The 21117-nt window shown below is 68.6% G+C and carries 19 protein-coding genes; 3 read left to right on the forward strand and 16 right to left on the reverse strand.

What is annotated here, in order from left to right; all coding sequences use genetic code 11:
• The first annotated feature begins 143 nt into the window (after positions 1-143).
• The 3 genes from N0B31_RS20015 to N0B31_RS20025 are packed head-to-tail and all read left to right on the forward strand — an operon-like array spanning position 144 to position 3192.
• A complete protein-coding gene (locus N0B31_RS20015; RefSeq protein WP_260593411.1) occupies positions 144-1589 on the forward strand; it encodes a DUF58 domain-containing protein in 1446 nt (481 codons plus the stop codon).
• Positions 1586-2215, forward strand: a complete 630-nt coding sequence (locus N0B31_RS20020; protein WP_260593412.1) for a DUF8163 family membrane protein — start codon at positions 1586-1588, stop codon at positions 2213-2215. Before N0B31_RS20015 ends, N0B31_RS20020 begins: the two co-directional genes overlap by 4 nt.
• Positions 2212-3192 (forward strand): DUF7982 domain-containing protein, encoded by a 981-nt coding sequence (locus N0B31_RS20025; RefSeq protein ID WP_260593413.1) that lies wholly within the window; start codon positions 2212-2214, stop codon positions 3190-3192. Before N0B31_RS20020 ends, N0B31_RS20025 begins: the two co-directional genes overlap by 4 nt.
• 36 nt (positions 3193-3228) lie before the next feature.
• On the opposite strand, the gene N0B31_RS20030 is transcribed toward N0B31_RS20025, so the two are convergent.
• The 16 genes from N0B31_RS20030 to N0B31_RS20105 all read right to left on the reverse strand — a co-directional run bounded on the left by N0B31_RS20030 (position 3229) and on the right by N0B31_RS20105 (position 21069).
• Positions 3229-4236 carry an AAA family ATPase gene (locus N0B31_RS20030; protein ID WP_260593414.1) on the reverse strand — a complete coding sequence of 336 codons (1008 nt, stop codon included), beginning with the start codon at positions 4234-4236 and terminating at the stop codon, positions 3229-3231.
• Between the two features lie 60 nt (positions 4237-4296).
• Positions 4297-5247 (reverse strand): DUF4350 domain-containing protein, encoded by a 951-nt coding sequence (locus N0B31_RS20035; RefSeq protein ID WP_260593415.1) that lies wholly within the window; start codon positions 5245-5247, stop codon positions 4297-4299.
• The gene (locus tag N0B31_RS20040) at positions 5244-5516 is read right to left on the reverse strand and encodes a DUF8044 family membrane protein (protein WP_260593416.1); all 273 of its coding nucleotides are present in this window, start codon (positions 5514-5516) and stop codon (positions 5244-5246) included. Before N0B31_RS20040 ends, N0B31_RS20035 begins: the two co-directional genes overlap by 4 nt.
• A gap of 123 nt (positions 5517-5639) precedes the next feature.
• Entirely contained in the window at positions 5640-8513 is a 2874-nt protein-coding gene (locus N0B31_RS20045) for a LamG-like jellyroll fold domain-containing protein (RefSeq protein WP_260593417.1), read from the reverse strand.
• Positions 8514-8607: 94 nt separating this feature from the next.
• Positions 8608-9105, reverse strand: coding sequence for a hypothetical protein (locus N0B31_RS20050; RefSeq protein WP_260593418.1), 498 nt, complete (start codon positions 9103-9105; stop codon positions 8608-8610).
• Positions 9106-9407: 302 nt separating this feature from the next.
• Positions 9408-10166 carry a YihY/virulence factor BrkB family protein gene (locus N0B31_RS20055; protein WP_260593419.1) on the reverse strand — a complete coding sequence of 253 codons (759 nt, stop codon included), beginning with the start codon at positions 10164-10166 and terminating at the stop codon, positions 9408-9410.
• Positions 10167-10458: 292 nt separating this feature from the next.
• A complete protein-coding gene (locus tag N0B31_RS20060; RefSeq protein WP_260593420.1) occupies positions 10459-11673 on the reverse strand; it encodes a carboxylate--amine ligase in 1215 nt (404 codons plus the stop codon).
• 302 nt (positions 11674-11975) lie between these two features.
• Positions 11976-13193: a Tm-1-like ATP-binding domain-containing protein gene (locus N0B31_RS20065; RefSeq protein ID WP_260593421.1), complete on the reverse strand. Its 1218-nt coding sequence runs from the start codon at positions 13191-13193 to the stop codon at positions 11976-11978.
• Positions 13193-13636, reverse strand: a complete 444-nt coding sequence (locus tag N0B31_RS20070) for a cupin domain-containing protein (protein WP_260593422.1) — start codon at positions 13634-13636, stop codon at positions 13193-13195. Before N0B31_RS20070 ends, N0B31_RS20065 begins: the two co-directional genes overlap by 1 nt.
• Positions 13636-14469 carry a phosphoenolpyruvate hydrolase family protein gene (locus N0B31_RS20075; protein WP_260593423.1) on the reverse strand — a complete coding sequence of 278 codons (834 nt, stop codon included), beginning with the start codon at positions 14467-14469 and terminating at the stop codon, positions 13636-13638. Before N0B31_RS20075 ends, N0B31_RS20070 begins: the two co-directional genes overlap by 1 nt.
• A 127-nt stretch (positions 14470-14596) precedes the next feature.
• The gene (locus tag N0B31_RS20080; RefSeq protein WP_260593424.1) at positions 14597-15010 is read right to left on the reverse strand and encodes a DUF7262 family protein; all 414 of its coding nucleotides are present in this window, start codon (positions 15008-15010) and stop codon (positions 14597-14599) included.
• Complete coding sequence (locus N0B31_RS20085; protein ID WP_260593425.1) at positions 15003-15707, reverse strand: DUF7263 family protein; 705 nt, start codon at positions 15705-15707, stop codon at positions 15003-15005. The genes N0B31_RS20080 and N0B31_RS20085 overlap by 8 nt, the downstream gene beginning before the upstream one ends.
• Positions 15704-16153, reverse strand: coding sequence for a DUF7266 family protein (locus N0B31_RS20090; RefSeq protein ID WP_260593426.1), 450 nt, complete (start codon positions 16151-16153; stop codon positions 15704-15706). The genes N0B31_RS20085 and N0B31_RS20090 overlap by 4 nt, the downstream gene beginning before the upstream one ends.
• Positions 16153-16929, reverse strand: coding sequence for a DUF7289 family protein (locus tag N0B31_RS20095; RefSeq protein ID WP_260593427.1), 777 nt, complete (start codon positions 16927-16929; stop codon positions 16153-16155). The genes N0B31_RS20090 and N0B31_RS20095 overlap by 1 nt, the downstream gene beginning before the upstream one ends.
• Positions 16926-18839: a type II secretion system F family protein gene (locus tag N0B31_RS20100; protein ID WP_260593428.1), complete on the reverse strand. Its 1914-nt coding sequence runs from the start codon at positions 18837-18839 to the stop codon at positions 16926-16928. The genes N0B31_RS20095 and N0B31_RS20100 overlap by 4 nt, the downstream gene beginning before the upstream one ends.
• Entirely contained in the window at positions 18829-21069 is a 2241-nt protein-coding gene (locus N0B31_RS20105) for a type II/IV secretion system ATPase subunit (protein WP_260593429.1), read from the reverse strand. The genes N0B31_RS20100 and N0B31_RS20105 overlap by 11 nt, the downstream gene beginning before the upstream one ends.
• Between the last annotated feature and the right edge of the window lie 48 nt (positions 21070-21117).

Below are 21117 nucleotides of genomic sequence, written 5' to 3' on the forward strand. Positions count from 1 at the left end.
GCCCCTCTATGCCCCGTTGCGTGCGGATGCGCCTCCCGAAACCGGGCCGGACCCAGCCTCGGTCGACTGCCCCGTCTGGTGGGGTCGCTGTACTGTCTGTTCGACCAATATATTGAACTACACAGAAAACGACCGTATTGCCGATGTGGACGATGCCGCGGGGGTGGGCAGTCGTCGCGGGAGGAGTCCTCGCGGTAGCGCTCGGCGTGGCGCTGGGGCGACCCGTGCTCCTCCTCGGCGCGGCTGGCGCCTGGTCGTGGGTGTTCGCTCGACGTATGGCCTTCGCCCGAACGGCCGCTGATGTCGCCACACGACTGAGCGTCAGCAGCACCGTAGTCAGCGAGGCTCCGCGGGCGACGGTCGAGACGGCACTGGAGACGAAGGTTGACCTGGAGCCTCCGAGCAGGATGCGGGTCGACGTCATCCAGACGCTGCCCGCGAAGGTGGTCGCGGAGAGTGGCGTCTTCGCAGCCACGCTCGTGCCCGGGGAGACGTCGACGACCGAACGACTCCCGATTCGGTTCCCGACGGGTGGCGTCGAACGGTTCGACCTCCCCGTCGCTATCGTCTCCGACGAACGAGCTGTCTGGACGGCCTTCCACGTCGGTGACGAGTACACTGTCGACGTCTCTCCGCGTAGGCCGGAGGCCATGTTCGACGTATCGACCCCCCCGTTCAGGACGCCCCTCACGACCGACCCTTCCTCGCTCCGTCGGTACACCCCGATTGACCCGGCGAACCGGATCGACTGGAAGGTGACGAGCCGACTCCGCGAGGCGCACGTCAAGGAGTACGAGTCCGAGGGGTTCGGCCACACGGTGCTGTTAATCGAACACGGGAGGGCGACGGCTCGGGGCGTCCCACCGGCCGGCGTCACGCTCCTCCGACACCTGCAGGACGCCGGGCTGGGGCTCGTCGAAGCGCTCTCCGAGACCACGCAGGGAGTCGGTCTGGTCGCGATCGACGACGAGGGTCCGACGACCGTCATCGAGCCGCGCGCCTCGAGGCGGAACTACGCGGACGTGCGCCGGGCCCTGAGTTCACTCGAGCCGAGCGGTGATGGCAGCCCCGAGACGAACGGCCCTGTTCCGGACCTCGACGCCATCGGCCGCGCCAGGTCGTCGCTTGAGGGCGAGGCCTCACAGTTCGCATCCCTGATTCGGCCGTTCTTCGCGGACGGAATCGCCCACGGCGAGCGGCTGGCGGCACACCCCCTGTTGCGCGCGGTCCAGACCCACGCGACGACCAGCACCGGACGGACTCGATACGTACTACTCACCGCGGGGGTCGACCGGGGTGTCATCCGAGCGGCCGTCGAGCAGCTCCAGCGGAGCGGCGCTCCCGTCTTCGTCCTGCTCCCGCCGGACGCCGCCTTCGATAGTGTCGAGACGGACGTCCACGTTGCCGTGCGAGAGGGGTCGACAGCTGTCGTCGACCAAGCGACCGTACGCGCTCGGCGCGAGGCAGCACGACAGTTCCGACAGTCACTCGGCGCGATGAACCGCGTCACAGCGGTGACGGTCGCCCCGACAGATGTCGAGTCTGCGACGGTCCAGTCTATCGAAACCCACGGGGTGGGAGACCGATGAGTGTGCCGTCGCCCGACCAGCGTTCGAGCGGCTGGCCCCCGACTCCACGACTCACGGTTCTCGAACTGGCCGGAGCAGGCGTCTTTTCTCTGACACTTGCTGTCACGGTCGATCAGGTGTGGCTCGCCGCGGGTGTCGGTGTCCTCCTCCTCACGGAACTCTACGGCGGAGAGTTCGGGTTCCTGTTCGGCAGCGTCGTCCTCGGCGCCGCCGGCGTGGCCGACCGGCCGTGGGTGCTCCTTCTGACCGCGGTCGGTCTCCTGAGCATCCTCGTCGAGCCTGCAGTCCTGTTCGACGAACCGCGGGTATCACTCCCGGCGTTCGTGGGCGGGTTCCTCGCTATCGCCTCGACTGGGGTCGTCTGGACCGTCCTCCCTTGGAACTCGTCTCCAACGCTGTCGATCGCAACCGTCGTCGGATACGTTGCCCTCGTCGGTGCCATCCTCGTGGCGATCGGTCGATGGTACGAGATTCGCGTCCTCCCGGCTCGTACGACCTTCGGGACAGGTGATGGCTGGCGGTTCCGTGGTCCGATTCCCGATTCGGAAGAGCGCGCTGTGGACGCGCTCTCGTCGTCCCCCACGGCGGCTCATGTCGACGACACGTCCGGGGGTGAAGGCCGGTGAGTTCGAACCGGATCGGCGACGAGCGACAGGACGAAGATGAACAGGCGGGCGCCGAAGAGACCGAGGCCGGAGACACGGCCGTCGGAGAGACTGGGGGCAACGAGAGCAGCGCCCCGGACGGGGCGACGTCCCTCGATAGGCGCGTCGGTACCGTGGCCGTCGCGGGAGACGGCGACAGCGCGGCGTGGCTTTCGGCGAGCGAGCTTCGAGCCGGTGTCTCCCAGACCACGGCCTCGATGGCCACGCATCGTCGACGAATCGTCCTCGGCTTCGTCTCGTTCGGTGTCCTCGCGCTCGTCGTGGGGCTCATCTTCCCAGGGGTCAGGGTGGTGATGCTCGCACTCGGCGGGATCGGGCTATCTGGGGCGCTGCTCACGACGACACTCGTCCCCGGGTCACCGGTTCCGACCGGCGTCGGCAGCGCGACGTACAGCGCCCTCGCCGACTCGGGTGGGGCACTGGTCGCGGAACTCGGACTGTCTGATCTGCGGGTATACGTCCGGACCGAGCGTGGGAGCAGCGCGGTTCGTCTGTTCGTTCCACAGACGACCGACTACGTGGTCCCCAGCGACGAGGCACTCGAACACACGCTCGTCGTCACCGACGACGAACGGGAACGCGGAGTGTCTGTCCAGCCGACGGGCGAGTCACTGTTCAACGCGTACGCGGGGATGCTGGCCGAATTCGGGACCGACTCGCCGGATGCCACTATCGAACAGCTGATGGATGCCCTCACGGAACAGTTCGGCTTGGCCGACTCGATCACGGTGTCCGAACGGACCGATCAGGGCATCACCCTTCGAGTCTCGGGAAGTGCGTACGGTTCACTCGAGCAGTTCGATCACCCGGTCCCGTCGTTCATCGCCACTGGACTCGCGCGACGTCTGGACCGACCGGTCCGACTGACCGTTCGGACTGGTCGTCTCGGAGAAGGCACCAGCGAGGTCGTCTGTGAGTGGGACGGCGACGCTACCTGAGCTCGGGTCGTCCCCACCCGGAACGCCGGAGCCGGGTCAGTCGCCCGCGCTGGTCCCGTCCCCGAACCAGCGGTCCATGGCTGACCCCTCGAGGTCGAAGTCGGATCCGGGCGGTTCGACGGTGTCGACCACGTCCTCGACGATATCTGCGGCCGACAGGTCGGACATGTTCACTTCCGGTGCTAGCACGAGTCGGTGGACCAGGACCGCGTGTGCGAGGGCGAGGACGTCATCCGGGGTGACGAAGTCGCGTCCGTCGATCGCTGCGAGTGCCCTCGCGCCGTTGAAGAAAGCGAACAGCGCTCTGGGGGAGGCGCCGTACGTGACCTGTGGGTGGGCGCGGGATTCTTCGACCAGATCGACGATGTACTCCTTGACCGACGGTTCGACGTGTACCTCACGAACTGCCTCGCTGGCCTTCGCGATGTCGGCCGCCGTGACGACCTTCTCGACGGTTCCGGGTTCGAACTGGTGACGCTCGCCGAGACGGTCGAGGAGCGCCCGCTCGATGTCCCGGCCCGGGACCCCCATCTCCAGCTGGAACTCGAAGCGGTCACGCTGCGCGACGGGGAGGTCGAACGTCCCCGAGGTTTCGATGGGGTTCTGCGTCGCGACGACCATGAACGGGGTCGGGACCGGGAGGGTCTCCCCCTCTAGAGTCACCTGCTGCTCCTCCATCGCCTCCAGCAGGGCACTCTGTGTCTGCGGGGACCCGCGGTTGATCTCGTCCGCGATGACCACGTTCGCGAACACCGGCCCCCGCCTGAGTTCGAACTCCCCCGTCCCCTCTCGGTACACGTACGTTCCGGTGATGTCCGCGGGTCGGTGGTCGGGGGTGTACTGGATACGTCGTACGTCTAGATCGGACGCCTGGGCTAGAAGCTTCGCCGCCGTCGTCTTCCCAACTCCGGGGAGCCCCTCGATGAGGACGTGCCCCTGCACGAGAAGGGCCACGGTGAGGAGCTCGACGACGTCGGGACGACCGACGAGAACCGACTCCATCTCCTCACGGAGCGCCTCGTAGACGGCTTTGGCCTCTTCCATGTAATGTTCATCAATCCAACCAGATATATATCTCTCGCCGAGGTGCCGCTGTCTCTCCTCTCACGCCCGCCAGCGGGCTATCGCACCCAGTACGGCGACGGCGACGAATCCCGATATCGCGAGCAGTGGGTCCGACTGCCGGAGGAGTGATAGGCCGATACGGAGCGGTGGAAGATCTCCCCGAGTCGAGTAGTCGACGACCACTCTGTCGTGCGGTTCGAGAAGTCCGAGTGCCAGTCGCCGGTTCCCAGGTTGGTCGATCATCGCGTTGATGAACACGCTCGGATCTCCCAGCACGACCACCCGTCCGTTCCCGATTTGTTCGACCGTGGCGACGGGGAACGAGCGTGGCTCTTCGGCCGTGTTCGTCTCTCCGTCGAACTGGTCGTTCCCGTTCACGTCGAGGTAGGCGAATCGCGAACTCGCGACGAGCACCGTCGCGTTTCCAGGGTCGACGACGGTTCCGTAGTTCAGCGTCACCTCGCTGACGCGTCGTGTTAGCGGGTGGTCGGTGACGTTCGTCGCCCTCGGCATCGCTGGCCCCTCGGAGTTGCGGACCTCGTCGCGGAGTGGTCTCCCGTCGACTCGTGCCTCGGTTCCGAGGTTCGACAGGAGTTCGTTCGCCGGGATGGCTCCCGCACCCGCATCGGACGCGACCACGAGTGTCCCGCCTCGCTGTACGAACTGCGATATCCGTTCGGTCTCGGATTCGTCATACCCGGTCCTGGGGGCGAAGACCACCGCGACAGTTCTGCTGGGGTCCCCTGTCGGGTACCTCGCGACGTCACTGGTCACGAGGGTCTCGGTCCCGGTCCGCTCGGCCAGTCCCACGAATTCGGACGTCCCGTCCCAGCTGGGATTGTACGCTCCGAACGTTGCCGTGGAGAAGCCCGCACCGACGACGAGACCGAGGAGGACAGCGACCACCAGCGCGGCGAGTCCGACACTCGAGAGGAAGGGTCCCCTCTCCGATGTCGGCCCCCACTCCAACAGTCGATTCCGTCGACTCACGGGAGCCCTCCCGGCGGCAGGAGCGACAGTACCTCGCTAGCGATCAGGACTGCGACACTGGCCAGCGCGAGCGCGACGAGCCAGCGGAGCTGGCGGTGCCAGGCCGGCGACAAACGCGCCGGGCGGGTCAGTTCGGTCACCACGAGGACCCCCGTCGCGGCCGCTACGACGAACGATTCGATAGACAGCAGACCCAGTAGCGATAACCCGATAACTGCGGTCAGTAGCCAGGCAAGCAGCCACCTGATGTACTGCCAGCGGTGTGCCACCGTCACCCCGGCTCACCCCAAACTTTCGGCCCCGGACGCTGAGTCCCCTCTATGGGTCTCCGTCGACCGACACGCGAACTCGACCGCATACGTCCACGAGGGTTGTCGCAGAGACGCATAACTTCACGGGCTAGAGGTGAGCGAGGTCGGCCGCGTGCTCTCGTTCATCGTCCCTCTGTCGGGCGGTTCCCAGCCCGGTCGGGGCACGTACCACAGGTCGTCGACCTCGCCCACGAACCCGCCCGAACTGCTCGCGGCAGCCCCGATCGTGAGCGGAACCGGCGCCACCGGCGGTGCCGTGACGGCCTGCGAGTCGACCTGTTGACCGTCGAGATAGAGCTGTGCTCGGGTCCCGTTCCACGTCAGCGTCGACCGGTGCCACCGACCGTCCCTGACGGACGGACCACGGAGGATTGCAACCTCGGTCCCGTCTCCGACAGTCGCCAGCAGCCGCCCTCGCATGAGGGCGATCTGGTAGCCAGCCGCGGTCTCGAACCTGCCACCGCTGGTCTTGGCTACGATACGTGGGAACGGTCTCGAGTCGTTCTGCGGAACTCGAAACCGGACCGACAGCGTGAATCCATCCGAGCCGTTCAGTCCCTCCGACTCGTGGACCACACCTCTCACCGAGCCGTCGGTGGCCAGTGCGGTTCCGGCAGCGGTTCCGGTCCAGAGGGCGTCTGCTTCCCTGTGTGGCCCCACGACCTCGCCGTGTCGACCCTCTATGGGGTCGAAGAAGAAGTCGCCGCTGCCGGCGTCCAGCCGCCAGTGACTACTTCCATCCGCTTGGGCTTCTCGTCTGTCCCCGTCGACCGTTCCCGACCAGTTATCGGTCTGCCCCCCCGAGACGAAGGCTCCGGACTCGACGTCCGCTTCTGTCACCGCGAGAGAGCGGTTCCCGATTCGATACGTACCTGGATTGGCCACACGAACCGCGAACCACCCATTCGCGGTCGCCACGGTCTGGCGCCGATACGTGAACTGCTCCGCTGTCGACGGGAGGCGAACCTCGGCATCGAGTCGAACCGTGGCGTTCGGCGGGGCGTGGCCGAAGACGACGGCCCCGGGAACGAGTCGGAACGCTTTGACACCCCCGCCGGGACTCGTGTCCACGACCCGGTAGTGACCGACGCCCGGGACGCCCGCGCCACGGCTGCCGTACCGCTCGTGCAGACGCGTCCACATCGACGCCTCGCCGGGTGACTCGCGGTCACTCCGTGTGACGACGTATCCGACGGGTCGCTCGCGCATCCGTTCGTACCAGGTCTCCGGCTTCGAGGAATGGAGGAAGGACGGATACGAGCGCTGGGCGTACGTGTACGACTTCGAGTGGTCGTTCACCAGCGAGTTGTACATCCGGACGCGGTCCCACCGACTCAGAACGTAGCTCTCTGGATACGTGAGCCCCGCGCTCGCCGCGTCCTGTTCTATGGCTCGAGCTGTGCCGTAGGTCTCGTCGTCGATGCTCGCCCCTGCCAGCATCGTGGGAGTCGGGAGGGCACTGACGAGCAACACCAGAACGAGCAGGACCGATACGACGATCCTCCCGCTCGCGGGGGGGCTGCCCCCGTCTTCGCGAGGCTGGCACTGACGAGCCCGGTGCCAGAGCGAGGCGAACGGACGACGCTCGTGTGTCCCGTCCAGGGCAGCCGTCTCGACACCGAACGGGTGGACGGTCGTTGGACGCAGCCCGACCCGTGAGGCCACGGCGACGACCGTCGCTCCCACGAGCAGCGCGACGAGTACCGACAGCTCCCCCGCGAAGCGGCGCTGAAAGAGTGCCAGCGCCAGGCACCACCAGCCGTAGGTGGCGACGACGAGCCAGTCGCGTCTTCCCTTCAGTAGAGCCGCACCGGTAGCGTACACCAGACCTGGGAGCGCGAGGAGGGGAAGCGCCCCGAAGAGTGTGAGCGGGCCGAGGACGAGCCCAAAGCGCCCCGCGAGGAGTGAACTGGCCTCGTCGATGCCGGACCCTCCCGTCGTCTGGAAGTACTCCAGTCCGGTCTCGAAGAGGCTTCGGGTGAGCGAACCATGCAGCGATGCGACGACCGACACGGCGACGAGGACCAGACCACCCCCCCAGAGGACACTTGCCTCGGTCACCTCTTGCCGCCGAGTCAGGGCCTCTGCACCGAGAGCGACCCCGGTCATCCCCGAGGCGAGTATCGCGGGCTGGAGGACGACCGTCTGCGAGTGCCAGCCGCAGAACACGTGCGCGGCCACGACGAGTATCGATGCGAGCCAGGTGGCAACGACGAGCGGCGCGACCGCCACCGCCGGTGAGGTTGCACGCCGAACCGAATCGGCGCAGATTCCGATTGCGACGAGGCCGAGTGGGACGAGCAGCAGTAACGCACCACGCCAGGCGAGTATCTGGACTGCAATCGCCACACTGAGTCCGAACGTCGTCGTCGCACGCACGAGTCGAGGTGGCTCGGTCGTCCGCTCGTCACCGACGGTCAGCAGGAGGCCGAGCAGCACAGCCGCGAGCCAGACGAAGTCGAAGGCGTGGTGGTCGGCGTATCCGAGGGCGGTCCGGAACACGTTGGCGGGCGTCAGAGCCAGTGCTGCCGGGGCCACGACTCCGCCCCAGTGATCACCGACGAGCCGAGTACCGACGATGCCGACGAGGAGTGCCGTCGTCGCCCCGGCGGCCACCGGGTACCACGCGAGGACGTGTCCGAGGGCGGTGGGGCTTCCACCGAGGAGCGACGTCACCCACGCCAGCGTGACGACGAACAGCGGCGTCTGTCCCTGGTACTGTACGAGCGTCCCGACATCGAAGGGTCCGGCGACGTCGGCCACCAACTGCCCGACGATGTGGCGGTAGCCGTACGGGTCGTTACCGAGGAGGACGACGCGTCCGTCTCTGAAGACCGATTCGAACACCTGCACTCGGAGGAGTAGCAACAGTACACCGACCCCGAGGAGGGCTACCGAGAGCGCACCCACCGCCGTAACAGAACCGCTGCTCGCCTCGGTCGACCCACGTTTCATGTTCTCTCTCGGCCCGAGATACCACCGTCGGATTGCTCGCCAGTAACACGTATCGCTCGCACACTACGTGTCCGTTTAGACTGCTTAGTCGTGGTCACAACACCTCGTTCCCACCCTCGCTCTCGAAGGTGTCGCCGTTCCAATCGAACTTGGCGAGTTCCTCTCCGTCACCACAGTAGTTGCTGGGACTGATGGTCGGGTCGAACTCCGCTGCGGGCACGCCGTCACCGACCTCGAAATCCCCGCTCTTCACGGCGGGGTCGTACTCGATCACGTACAGGTCCGTCCCGGCTTTGTACGTGATATAGTCGACCGCTGGCTCTGAACTCCAACTCGCCGCGATTGGCTCGCTGGTGTCGCCGTCCTTGTACTCGTCCGCAGTCACGCTCCCACTACCGAAGTCCGCGGACTCGTCGGTACAGAAGCCGACGAAGCTGATGGCCTTCACTCCGTTGCCCCCCTGATTCCCGTTGGCCGGTGCGTCGCCAGGACCATCGCTCGGTACTATACTTGGAACGCTTCCAACCGAGACGCCGATGATCAAGATGGTTGTGAGTAACACTCCACCGACGGCAAACAGTCTCCTGGCCATGGCTCTGATCAGAACTGGGTATCTCCCAGCACAACTCGCAATGTTGTGGATATGTCATATGAATCTTTGTATTGATTGACATTATATTCGGGTTGGAAGTTAAGATTTTCAAGATAATCTTGATGCTGTAACTATGTTGTAATCGAAATCCTCTTCAGCTCGGTATTGATCCCCGGCTCCCCTGGTGGCGAGTCGTGCGAAGACTCGTCGTCAGAGGCCGGGAACAGTCGGGGGTTGGTAGCACGATCATGTCCGCAAACGGGTCCGTACCGCTGGTCACCATCGCCCGCTACATAGTGGGCCTACCAGCCCACCGCGTCGTTGACGACCCCACCGAGCACCAGCACCGTGGCCGCCAGATACAGCGCCGTGACGAACAGGAGGACTGCCCCGAGGAAGCTGAACGCGGCGTATCGGCCCGCGTGCTGCGCGTAGGCGTAGAACCCGAGCTGGACGAGGACCCAGCCGACGGCCGCGAGCACCGCGCCCGGTAGGACGTGCCGGACCGTGGTGTCGACCGGCGACAGCAGGTAGTACACCGGGACGAACGCCACGGCGAGGACGACCAGCGCGGCCAGACTCCCGAGCAGTCTCGGGTACGGGACCCGGAACTCGACGTAGGCGAACGCCAGCCCCGTCGCCGACAGGAGGACGACGGCCCCGAGCAACACGCCCACGACCAGCAGGCTCCGGGCCACCCGGGCGGGGAGCGAGAGGCCGACGTCGTCACCGTATATCTCGCTGAACGCGACCGCGATGCCCTGGAACACCTTGCTCCCCGCCCACACCGTGACCAGCAGGCCGAGCACGCCCGCGGTGCGGTAGCCGGCCGCGTCGGCGAGGACGTGTTCGACGACCCGCTCACCGCTATCGGAGAGCGCGGTCTGCACCACGTCCACCAGCGCCCCGGTCGCCCCCAGCGCCGAGACGACGGCGAGGGAGACGATGAGCAACGGCACGAGCGACGTGATGGCGTAGTAGGCGATGCTCGCGCCCATGAACAGCACGTGCTCCTCCCGGACCGTGCGGACGACCTCGCGGCCGGTCGAGAGCGCACTCATCGTGGGCGCCTCGACAGCTGCGAGTGTATCGCCGGGTCGCTCCCGAAGCCGGGCGAGTCGGTCATGTCGTGGTGAGGGCCGGGAGCGGCCAAGGGTGGTTCCCCTGCACTGGCAAGCAGAGATGTCCTCCTGGAGCGGTCCGTCAGTGGGTCCCACGTTCGCCCCGCCGTCCTCCCGGCTCCCGAGCAGGTAGCCGAGTCCGGTCGTCTCACACCGTGATGATAGTTGTGCGGTGGTCGAGGAGCCGACCCTCGTGGTGGCGAAGCGCGTCACGGATACCAGACTCGGGTCGTCACCCGCTCCACTTGTGGACCGGGAGCTTTCGTACCGCCTTCGCCACCCCGCTGACGAAGGGGCTCGGGTCGTCGAGATGGAGCACGTCGAAGTGTGGGTCGGTGACGCACGATACCAGCACCGACAGCGCGGCACGGCTCAACGACGGCCGAGTCACGAGCAGTGAGTCGTCGTGTCGGATGCTGTCGAGGTACCCCAGTTCGCCGTAGAGCTGGTGGGTCCCCACACCCAGCTCGTATCCCTGTCTCACCTCCTCGGGCCGTCCCGTCGCGAGGAGCCAGTAGTAGTACGGGAAGTCCGCGCCGGCCAGGACGGCCGTCGGGAGTGACTGCCACATCCGTGGATTGATCTCGGTGAGAACGTACTCGCCCGTCTCCTCCTCGCGCATGTACTCGATGCAGGCGGGGCCGTGCCACTCCAGATGGTCGAGTAGCCTCCGGCCCACGGCCTCGAGTTCGGGGTTCGACACGGACTCACGGTAGACGCCGCCACCGCCGGTGTAGGATTTCCCCCGGATCTGCCGGTGCTGGAACGTCACGAGCGGTTCGCCTCGGTCGTACAGCGCACCGAACACGTACATGTCGTCGTGGCGGACGAAATCCTGCACGATCGGCGTGTGCCGCATCTCCCGCCGGATGGACACCCAGTCGATCTGCTCTTCGGGAGACACGTGCCAGAACCTCTTGACCACGTCCAGTTCGCTCGGCCCGAACGTTGCGACGTGTTCGTCGACGAGGATGTTGTAGCGGGACTTGACGATGGAGGGGCGGTCGATGTCGACATCGTCGGTGAGCAGTCGGGTCCGCGGAACAGGGACGCCTGCCTCCTGGGCAGCGTCGACGAGTCGCATCCGGTCGCAACTGCCCTGCAGCCGGTCGAACGGGAGGAGCGGGAGCGAGACGTGTTCGGTGAACTGTCCACGGAACTTCGACAGGACGTACACGTCGTCCGGCCGAACCGGAACGACGGTTCGGACACTCGGTCGGGCCGCCAGTTCGAGCAGTGCATCGCGGTACGCCAGTATGTCGTCTCTCGGTGGGGGTAGCGTGGCCTCCTCACCGCAGAATCGCGATGCAGCTGCTGGCGGGTGCTTCTCCGAGGCGACGATCGTGTGGATGCCACGCTTCGCGAGCGAACGCACGCACGTGTAACTCGCCGGGTCGTGGCCCGTCGGAACGACGACTCCCGGCCGGTCGCTCCGCGACTCACGCATCGTTCCGTTCTGATGAACGCACTGTGAGCGTACTCGACCTCATCGTTGGGACAGCAACCAAAGGACCACATAGTTATTCGCAGTTTTCGCCGGGATGGTCTCTCGGGCAGCACTGGACGGCCCGAGAGGGTCGACTGCGAGACTGCCGGACCCTCCGTGCCGAGCCCGATGCCTGTCGTTCCACGACCCGCGTCCGGTCGTAACCCCAACTGTGAACACGATACCCGCCCGAGGGTAATACCGTCTTACTCCCCGGTCCGTGCTGTGTCGCCAGACGCCTGGGCCTCCGGCACACCCCTCGCCTACACCAGGCCCGCGTCCCGCATGTACGCGTCCAGTCGCTCGGCCATCGCCCGGGCGAACGCCTCGTCGTTCACGTCGGTCTCCATCTCGACCAGTTCGACGCCCTCGTCGAGCCCTTCGCGGATGGCGTCGAACAGCGCCCGGTCCGCCTCGGGGTCGTGGAAGTCCTCGCCCTCGACGTCGAGCATCGAGACCCCTCCGAGCGGGAGGTAGAGCGCCGTCGGGCCTGTCGCAGCGTTCAGTTTCTCGGCGACGATGCGGCCGAGTTCGGCACACTCCTCCGGCGTGGTCCGCATCAGCGTCACCTGCGGGTTGTGGACGTGGAACTGCCGGCCCTCGAACGACTCGGGCACGGAGTCACGCGGGCCGAAGTTGACCATGTCGAGTGCGCCGACGGAGACGACCTGTGGCGTCCCCGTCTCGGCCGCCGCATCCAGTCGGTCCGGCCCGGCGTTGAGCACGCCGCCGACGAGTTCGTCGGCCCACTCCGTCGTCGTCACGTCGAGCACGCCGTCGATGACGCCCTGCCTGACGAGGTTCTCCATCGCCCGCCCGCCGGTGCCGGTGGCGTGGAAGACGATGGTCTCGTAGCCCCGGTCCTCGAGGTACTCGCGGGCGGTCTGGACGCAGGGCGTGGTGACGCCGAACATCGTGATGCCGACCGTGGGGCGGTCCTCGGTCTCAACGTCGGGTTCGTTCGCGACCATCCCGACCATCGCCAGCGCCGCGTTCGAGATGACCGCCCGCGAGAGCTGGTTCAGCCCCTCGATATCCGCGACGGAGTACATCATCGTCACGTCCGTCGCGTCGACGTACGGCTCGACGTCGCCGGAGGCCATCGTCGAGACCATCAGTTTCGGGACCCCGACGGGGAGCGCCCGCATCGCCTGCGTGGCCACCGAGGTGTTCCCCGACCCGCCGAGGCCGAGGACGCCGTCGAGGTCGCCCGCCTCGTGGAGACGGGTGACCACCGCGGCAGCGCCCTCGCCCATCGCGGTCATCGCCTCGCCGCGGTCGCCCGCCTCGCGGAGGGCCTCGAGCGTCGTGCCGGCGGCCTCGGCAACCTCGCTCGCGCTCGTGTCCGGCTCGAACTCGGGGTCGCCGAGGACGCCCGTGTCGACGACGTGGACGTCGATACCCTGCGCTTCGACGACGTCACGGGCGAACGCGAACTCCTCGCCCTTCGTGTCGAGGGTTCCGACGAGGACGACCGCCATCACTTCGCCTCCCTGTCCACGTTCTCCTGGGTCGGGAGCTTCCCGGCCGGGACGATCTCACACTCGGGCAGGTCACGTAACACGTCCTCCGGACCGGGTGGGGCGTACACCGCCAGCAACACCAGCGGCTCCCACCCCGTGTTGACCGTGCCGTGTTCGACCCCCTCGGGGACGAACACCATGTCGCCCGTCTCGATGGCGTGTGTCTCGTCGGCCACCTCCTGCTCGCCCTCGCCCCGGACCACGTAGAGTATCTCGTCGCTCTCCGGGTGGGTGTGTCGTTCGTGGCCCTTGCCCGGCTCCAGTTTCACGACACCGGCGCTGAACCGCTCGCCGCCCGTCACGCTCGGCGTGCTCATCCACTTCAGCGCCCCCCAGTCGAACAGCTGGCTCTCCACGTCGTCCGGTTCGACGACGTACTCCGAGTCGCGCTCGGCGGGCATCAGAACTCCACCTCCTTGAACTCGCGGGCCTGCTCCTCGATGGCCGTCTCGGTGGGGAGACGCTCGATGCTCGACGCGCCGAAGAACCCGACCACGTCCTCGGTGTTGTTGAGGACGTACTCTGCGTCGTCGGGCCACGCGATCGGCCCGCCGTGGCAGATGACCATCACGTCCTCGTCGACCGACTTCGCCGCGTCGCAGTGGGCCTGCACCCGCTCGGCGGCCGCCTCGAGGTCCAGCGCCGTCTCCGCGCCGATGTCGCCGGAGGTGGTCAGCCCCATGTGCGAGACCACGACGTCCGCGCCCGCCTCGGTCATCTCGCGGGCGTCCTGCTCGCTGAAGACGTACGGACAGGTGAGCATCCCCTGGTCGCTCGCCTCCCCGATCATCTCGACCTCCCTGTCGTAGCCCATCCCCGTCTCCTCGAGGTTCTGGCGGAACCCCGAGTCCTCGTCGATGAGCCCCACCGTCGGGAAGTTCTGCACGCCCGAGAACCCCCTCCGGCGAAGGTCCTCGACGAACACGCTCATGTCCCGGAACGGGTCGGTGCCGTTGACGCCGGCGAGGACCGGGGTATCCTCGACCACCGGGAGCACCTCCTGTCCCATCTCGAGGACGATCTCGTTGGCGTCGCCGTACGGCAGCAGACCGGCCAGCGACCCCCGGCCGTTCATCCGGTACCGCCCCGAGTTGTAGATGATGAGCAGGTCGACGCCGCCGCGCTCGGCGAACTTCGCCGAGATGCCCGTCCCAGCGCCCGCCCCGATGATCGGTTCGCCCGCCTCGACCGTCGCTCGGAGTCGCGCTCGTGACTCCTCCCGTGTGTACTTCATGGTGCGTGTTGACTCTTGTCAATAGGCTATTGAGTGTTTCCCAGGGGGCGGCCTCGGGGGCGCTGGTGACGGTGGCGAGCCGGTCGGGCGACCGAGCGGGGGTGCGGATGGCCCCCCGCCGTCCGATTCAACCGTACCAGACCCGCACGGTCACCGGCCCGTGCTGGGTCGTCACGCTCGCCTTCCCAACCGCCACGCCTGCCGGCTTGCGGAAGCCGACGCTCCCGTGTGGTGTCGTCACCCGATACAGCAGGTTGTCGGGGAGGATGCGGTCCACTCGCCGCTCCAGTGCTCCGGACTCGCGCTCGAACGCCCCGGGCGACCAGGCGACTTCCGAGAGCCGGGTGGCACCCTGGTGACGCGGCGCCTCCCCGGCGAGCACCGTCACCGCGTCCTCGGCGTACGTCTCCAGTTGCGCGTCGCGGGTGTCGGGCTGTGGGAGGCCGAACGCGAACCCCACCGCGACGGCCAGCACGAGCACGACGCCGACCGCGGCCTCGGCCACCGAGAGCGAGAGCTGGCCTCTGTCGCGGTCACGCATCCACGGTCACCGCCAGTGTGGCCTTCGTCGTCCGCGTGGGGTAGTAGGTGAGTTCGACGCTGCCCGGTGGGAGCGGTCCCGTCGTCCCGAACGTGAGGCGGACCGTCTCGAACCGCGAGACGTCCACGTCGTACGTCCCCGTGAGTCCGTCGGGGTCGTGGAGGACGACGCGGTCGTTCGCCCGGACGGTGCGGACCGTCGCGGCCGCCGGGGGGTCGATCTTGAGTCGAACCCGGTCGGTCCGTCGGGGGAGCGTGGTCACGTTCCCGGTCAGGCGTGGGGTGACCGTCACCGACTGCTCCTCGGCGACGAGGACGACCCGACGGACCGTGGCGCCGCCGCTCGGCCGACCTCGTTCGAGGAGCGTCCGGTCACCCAGCCGGACCCGGAGCGCGTGTCCCTCGACGACCGGGAACCGTGAGTCGAGGCGGGCGGCCGGAAGCGGCGAGACGGCGTCGGCGTCCAGGACGTTCGCGCGTCGCGTGAGCGGTCCGTCGGCCGCCACCATCCGGTCGGCCAGCGCCGTCGCCGCGCGCCGGTCGGCCGGGTCGCGGTCCGCGGCGGCGAACGCGCCGTCGGCGAGCGTCAGCGCGAGGCCCGTCGTCGCCGTCAGCAGGAGCAACGCGACGGCGACGGCCGGGAGGTTCGCCTGCGCCCGACCGGGGTCGGGCGCCGTGGCGGGTCCGGGTACACTCACGCCAGCACCACCTCCACGCCCGCCTCGACGCTCCGAACGCTGACCACGGGGTCGGCGGTGCTCTCCCACGCTCCCCGGACCCCGACCACGTGGTCGGGGAGCGAGAGCGGCGTCCGGCCACCGACCGCGGGGTCCGGGTGGTCGAGGACGAGCGCCTCCGCGTCGGCCCGGACGGCGTAGCGGTCCCCCGCGATGGTCCGGGGGAGGTCGACGCGAACCTCGACGACGACGGACTCGGCCGGCGGTGGGACCGCTCGCTCCAGCTCCGTCGCCGCCGCGGCGAGCGTCCGGTCACCTACCTCTGCCCCCGCCGTCGCGCGGTAATCCGGGACGACACCGCCGTAGAGCGTCGTCGTCACCAGCCCGAGGTAGAGGACGACCAGCGCGGCCTCGAGTGCCTTCCCGACGACCGGACTGACCGCCCGGTCGTCGCGCGGAACCTGCATCAGCCGTCCACCTCCAGCGAGAGGTCGTGGACGACGAGGTAGGCCCGGCGCTCGCCGTCGAACGACGCGACGACGCTCGGGAGGCCGTCGCCGTCGAGGTCGCGGGTGGTGACGGTCGCGCCCCGCTCGCGGAACGACTCGGCCAGCGGGACCGGGGTCCGCGTCTCGACGGCGACCCGGTATGCGCCCGTCCCGAGGTCGGTCCGATGGTGACGTACGTCGGTCCGGAGCGTGACGGTGCCGCCGCCGGAGACGCTCGCGGCCGTCGGGCCGAGGCGGGCCGCACCGACGACGAGGACGCCAGCGTCACCCCCACCATCCCCGTCGTCGCCGTCCTCACTGTCTCCTTCCGCGCTGCCCCGCGACGCGGTCATCGGGAGCGGCGTGACGAGGCTCGCCGTCCGCCCCCGGCCGGAGACGAGTGCGCCGCCGAGGAACGCCACGCGGCCGCCGCCCGGTCGTTCGTACACCAGCGCTCCCACCCGGACGCGTTCGACGACGCCGTCGCCGTCGAGGACGCGGAGGTCACGCTCGACGGTCCGGAGCGTCCCCTCGGCGAAGGAGACCCGGCCACGGTTGCGGCCGGTCGTCGTCACGGGGCCCAGCGCCGCGTCGAGGTCGGTCGCGACACGGGCCGTGTCGGTCCGGGCGGTGTGGTCCTCGACGACGGTGCCGACGGCCGCCGTGAGTGTCCCGAGCGAGACGACGGCGACGCCCAGGAGGAGGGCCACGCCGACGACGTTGGCCTGCGCGCGGTGGCCGTCGCGCCCGGTCATATCATCCCCGCCCCCGCGAAGACGACGTAACAGACGAGCGCCAGCGCCGCGGAGTGGAGCAACGCCTCGTAGCGCCCTCGTGAGGCCGTACCCGCGAACCAGCCGCAGGCCAGCATCGTCGCCTGCGTGACGAGGTAGAACCGGAACCGGTCACGTTCGGGCTGGACCGCGTCGGGCGCGATGGCGATGGAGCGACTCGACTCGGCGACGGCCGAGAGCTGCGCGAAGCCGTCGAGGACGTGGAGGTTCACCGCGACGACGATGCCGACGACGAGGAGCGCGGTGGTCCACCCGACGGCGACGTAGACCAGCATGGCCGAGCGGAGCGCCTTGCGTTCGTGGTAGAGCCGACCGATCTCCGCTTGCAGTGTCTCGAACGCGGCGTCCGCGTCCGCACCCACGTCGAGCGCGCCTGTGACGAGACCGACGGTCTGCTCGGCCAGCGGGGTCCCGACGCGGTCGACGAACCGTTCCAACGCGGCCGCCCGGACGTCCCGGTCGTCCGGTCCGGTGACGAGGCCGAGGTTGACCGCGAGGTCGGCCACGTCCGCCTCGAGCGGGCCGAGGTCGCTCCCCGTCGCCACCTTCTCGACCGCCTCACCGAACGGTATCCCGAGGCCGACGTGCCCGGCGACGGCGTGGACGAAGTCACGCATCTCCCGGTCCTTCGCGTCGTCGCGTCTCGCCCGCTGCACGGCGACGAGGCCGACCGGGAGGCCGTAGGCGACGTAGCCGACGACGAGGACGTTCGCGGGGTGGTAGTCGAGCCACCAGCCGAGGGCCGCGACGCCTGCCGCGACGGGAAGACAGACGAGTGCGGCACTGGCCGGGTTCGCCGTGGCCGCACGGAGCGTCCCGAGGCCTCCCGGCCGGTCGTACGACGGCGACCGCTGTCCGGGCGGACGGAGCTGCTCGACGAGCAGTGCCGCACCAGCCCCGACGGCGAGGACGAACCCGGCGCTGGCGTAGACGAGGAGCGCGCGGGCCGTGGTCGTCCCGAGTGGGGTCGGTATCGGGCGACCCAGTCTGGGCGCCAGCACGGAGAGGACGGTGACGATGACTACCAGCAGCGCGGGGAGGACCAGCAGGACGACGAACAGTTCCGCGAGGAGTTCGAGGAAGTCGCCCGCACGCTGTCGCTCGCGCTCCTGTCTGTGGCTCAGCATCCGCGACTCCATGCTGAGGTAACCCTCCAGCGCGTCCGAGCCGCGACTGCCGTGTTCGCGGAACTTGAGCAGGAACGGCGAGAGCACGCCACGGGAGGGGGTGTCACGGGCGGTCCGTCGCAACCCCTCGTTCAGGCTGCCGGTGAGCGCGGCCGTGTTGAGGACGCGCCGGAAGGCGACGGCCGTCTCGCCGTAGGCGTCGCGTTCGGCCACCTTCCGGAGCATCGCCCGTCGGTCGTCGCTCCCCGTCGCCAGCGCGCGGCAGTACCTGACCGCGCCGGGGAGCGACCGCTCGATGCCCGCCCGGCGCGCACTCGCTCGCCACGCGAGGTAGCGCCCACCTGTCCGGACCACGAGATGTTTCGCGGTCGCGAACGCGAGGAGACCGGTCACGACCGCGACCGGGCGCCGTGGGGCCGACGGGAGGTCGACGCGGTTGAGGACGGGCAGTCCGTCGTGGGCGAACCTGGCGACGGTCGCCGTCACCTCTGCCGGGAGCGCGAGCGCCAGCACCGCGACGGCGACGCCCGAGAGCAGTCCCACGAGCCACGACACCCCGTAGACGCGGGCGAGGTAGCGGTCGAACCCGAGCGAGAGCGCGGCCTCGCGGTAGCGCCGCCGGTCGGTCTCGTGACGCGACCGGTCGGCGTGCCGGGAGAACAGCGCGTAGAGACTCCGGTCGAGGGCTGCGAGCCCACCGCTCGGGCCGGCGCGTGACCGGGACCGGTCCGTCTCAGTCGCCATCCGGACCTCCTTCCTCCGTGCTGGACGCACCACCGTCCGCGGCGACCCCCCGACGGTGGACTCGCTCGACCGTCGCCGCCTCCTCGGTCCGGAGATCCGCGAGGAAGCCGAACAGGTCGTCGAAGTCCGTGCGGCCGTCGCGGACGAGGTACTCGACGTAGCCGTGTTTCCGACGGAACTCCCGGCGGACCGCCTCGGGCGAGCGGTCGGTGCGCCCGGCGAGTCGCTCGAACGCGAGGGTCCGGACGGACTCCGTGCTCGCGCCGAGGTCCGGGTGGTCGTAGGCGAAGCGGAACCCGTCGTCCGCCCGTCCGGCCCCACGCTCGCGCCGACAGACCCGGTTCCAGCAGACGACGGTCCCGTCCTTCTCGATGCGGCCGGCGCGCTCGCCGTCGGCGTGGTGCTCGAGTCGCTCGAACTCACGCTCCGAGAGCAGTTCGACGGCCTCGCCGACGTAGCGCTCGCCGTCGACGTGCCGCGGGAAGACGACGAGGTCGATCTCCCGCAGGAGGTACGCCGGGAGGCCCTGTTCGACCACCCGGTTCACGAGTTTCTCGACGTCCTCGGCGTGGGTGGTGCCGACGAGACCGTGGCCCGTGTTCAGCGACTCCGCGAACGTCCGGAAGGAGGCGGGCGTGTTCACCTCCGCGATGACCTCCACGTCCGGGTTCAGGTAGTTTGCCTCGGTCATCAGGTCGGCCATCGACACCCGCTTGTGTGCGTCCTCGTGGTCTCGCGTGGTGAGCGAGACGCCCGTCTCGTGTGGGAGGCGGACCTCGCGGCTCCCCTCGTCGATGGAGACGGGCCGGTCCGAGAACGGGACGAACGGCATGTGGGCGTTCATCAGCGTGGTCTTCCCCACCCCGGTCGGTCCGGAGAACAGCACCACGCCGCGGGACTCGTAGAGCATCCAGAGGAGCGTCACGAGTTCGGTCGGCAGCGCGTCACGCTGGACGAGGTCGACCGGCGTCATCGCGTCGGGCGCCTGCTTGCGGATGGAGATGTGCGGGCCCCCCTCGCTGACGACGGGCAGGGCGACGGCACACCGGATGGTCTCGTCGACGCCCGGCGGGTCGAGGTTCACCTTGGCGGAGGGCGTCGAGGCGTTCAACTCGACGCCGTCCTCGGCCGCCAGCTGCGTGACGAGGTTGACGAAGGTGGTCTCGTCCTCGAACGTGAGGTTGGTCGGGACGCGCCCGTCGTGGACGTCGCTCCGGGGGATGACCTTCACCCGCTCGCCGACGCGGTTTGCCTCCACGTCTTCGAGGTTCGGGTCCCGGATGGGGACGGTGAGCTGGCCGTACCCCACGAAGTCACGGAGAACGTAGTAGACGAGGTCGTCCAGCCGGTCGCGGGCGTAGCGCGAGTCGACCGGCGGTAACGCGAGGCCGTGTTCCGCGAGCGCCGCGCGCACCCGGTGGCGGGTCGACTCCAGCCATGCTCCCGCGTTCCGTGCCGTGAGTCGCCGCGAGAGCAGGTCCTCGGCCCGTTCGCGGACGAACGTGGCCCGGTCGCCGGTCCCCAGCACGTCGTCGGCGCTGGCCTCCCAGATGCGCTCCTTGCACTCGGCGAGCAGTCGGTCGTCCCCCGGGAGGAGGTCGGGTTCGAGCACCGCGTACCTGACGGCGAACGGGTCGCCGCCGAGCACGTTCGAGCGGTAGACCACCACGGGGACCGAGAACCCCTCGAACGACACCTCGTAGCGGGCCAGCCGTTCGCCGGCGAAGCGGTCGAGGTAGGCTTCTGGTGGGTCCACCGCGGTCCGACAGGGCGCGAAGTCGGTGGTGTGGACGGTCGTCTCACCCCCATCACTGTCGGCGACCTCGATGGTCTCGTCCAGCGCGTGTGGCGTCACCCGTCCGAGACACCGGTGGTCGGCCAGCGCGTGGTACTCGACCCGCCGGCGAGCGCTGGGCGAGCAGTCGGTCAGGCGGTCGATGGCCCGCCCGTACTTCGGCTCGAACCCGCGGTCCATCCGCTCGCGGACGCCCTCCCGCGTTCGGGGTCGGCGCAACTCCGCGCTCGCGAGGTAGTCGTCCACCAGCGCCCGTGCCCGCTCGCCGGCGGCCGTCAGCCCGGGCGTGCGTGTCTCGTAGACGAACCCGTCCGGGCCGTCCCGTATCGTCGTCACGACGCCCGCGTGGACGGCCCGCTGGTCGAGCACTCGCGGCGCGTACCACCCCTCGGCCGGCGGTTCCGGCGGCGGCACCGTCGGCACTTTTCCTTCCATGGTTTGTAGTAGAGTAATTTTCCGCTTTAAAATTACGGCGGTGATAGG

Source organism: Salinirubellus salinus (assembly GCF_025231485.1).
Taxonomy (GTDB): Archaea; Halobacteriota; Halobacteria; order Halobacteriales; family Haloarculaceae; genus Salinirubellus; species Salinirubellus salinus.

Excerpts from the sequence above, each read along its gene's own strand:
- N0B31_RS20015 (WP_260593411.1), top strand. The coding sequence starts at position 144 with ATGTGGACGATGCCGCGGGGGTGGGCAGTCGTCGCGGGAGGAGTCCTC.
- N0B31_RS20020 (WP_260593412.1), top strand. The coding sequence starts at position 1,586 with ATGAGTGTGCCGTCGCCCGACCAGCGTTCGAGCGGCTGGCCCCCGACT.
- N0B31_RS20030 (WP_260593414.1), bottom strand. The coding sequence starts at position 4,236 with ATGGAAGAGGCCAAAGCCGTCTACGAGGCGCTCCGTGAGGAGATGGAG.
- N0B31_RS20045 (WP_260593417.1), bottom strand. The coding sequence starts at position 8,513 with ATGAAACGTGGGTCGACCGAGGCGAGCAGCGGTTCTGTTACGGCGGTG.
- N0B31_RS20050 (WP_260593418.1), bottom strand. The coding sequence starts at position 9,105 with ATGGCCAGGAGACTGTTTGCCGTCGGTGGAGTGTTACTCACAACCATC.
- N0B31_RS20055 (WP_260593419.1), bottom strand. The coding sequence starts at position 10,166 with ATGAGTGCGCTCTCGACCGGCCGCGAGGTCGTCCGCACGGTCCGGGAG.
- N0B31_RS20060 (WP_260593420.1), bottom strand. The coding sequence starts at position 11,673 with ATGCGTGAGTCGCGGAGCGACCGGCCGGGAGTCGTCGTTCCGACGGGC.
- N0B31_RS20065 (WP_260593421.1), bottom strand. The coding sequence starts at position 13,193 with ATGGCGGTCGTCCTCGTCGGAACCCTCGACACGAAGGGCGAGGAGTTC.
- N0B31_RS20070 (WP_260593422.1), bottom strand. The coding sequence starts at position 13,636 with ATGCCCGCCGAGCGCGACTCGGAGTACGTCGTCGAACCGGACGACGTG.
- N0B31_RS20075 (WP_260593423.1), bottom strand. The coding sequence starts at position 14,469 with ATGAAGTACACACGGGAGGAGTCACGAGCGCGACTCCGAGCGACGGTC.
- N0B31_RS20080 (WP_260593424.1), bottom strand. The coding sequence starts at position 15,010 with ATGCGTGACCGCGACAGAGGCCAGCTCTCGCTCTCGGTGGCCGAGGCC.
- N0B31_RS20090 (WP_260593426.1), bottom strand. The coding sequence starts at position 16,153 with ATGCAGGTTCCGCGCGACGACCGGGCGGTCAGTCCGGTCGTCGGGAAG.
- N0B31_RS20095 (WP_260593427.1), bottom strand. The coding sequence starts at position 16,929 with ATGACCGGGCGCGACGGCCACCGCGCGCAGGCCAACGTCGTCGGCGTG.
- N0B31_RS20100 (WP_260593428.1), bottom strand. The coding sequence starts at position 18,839 with ATGGCGACTGAGACGGACCGGTCCCGGTCACGCGCCGGCCCGAGCGGT.
- N0B31_RS20105 (WP_260593429.1), bottom strand. The coding sequence starts at position 21,069 with ATGGAAGGAAAAGTGCCGACGGTGCCGCCGCCGGAACCGCCGGCCGAG.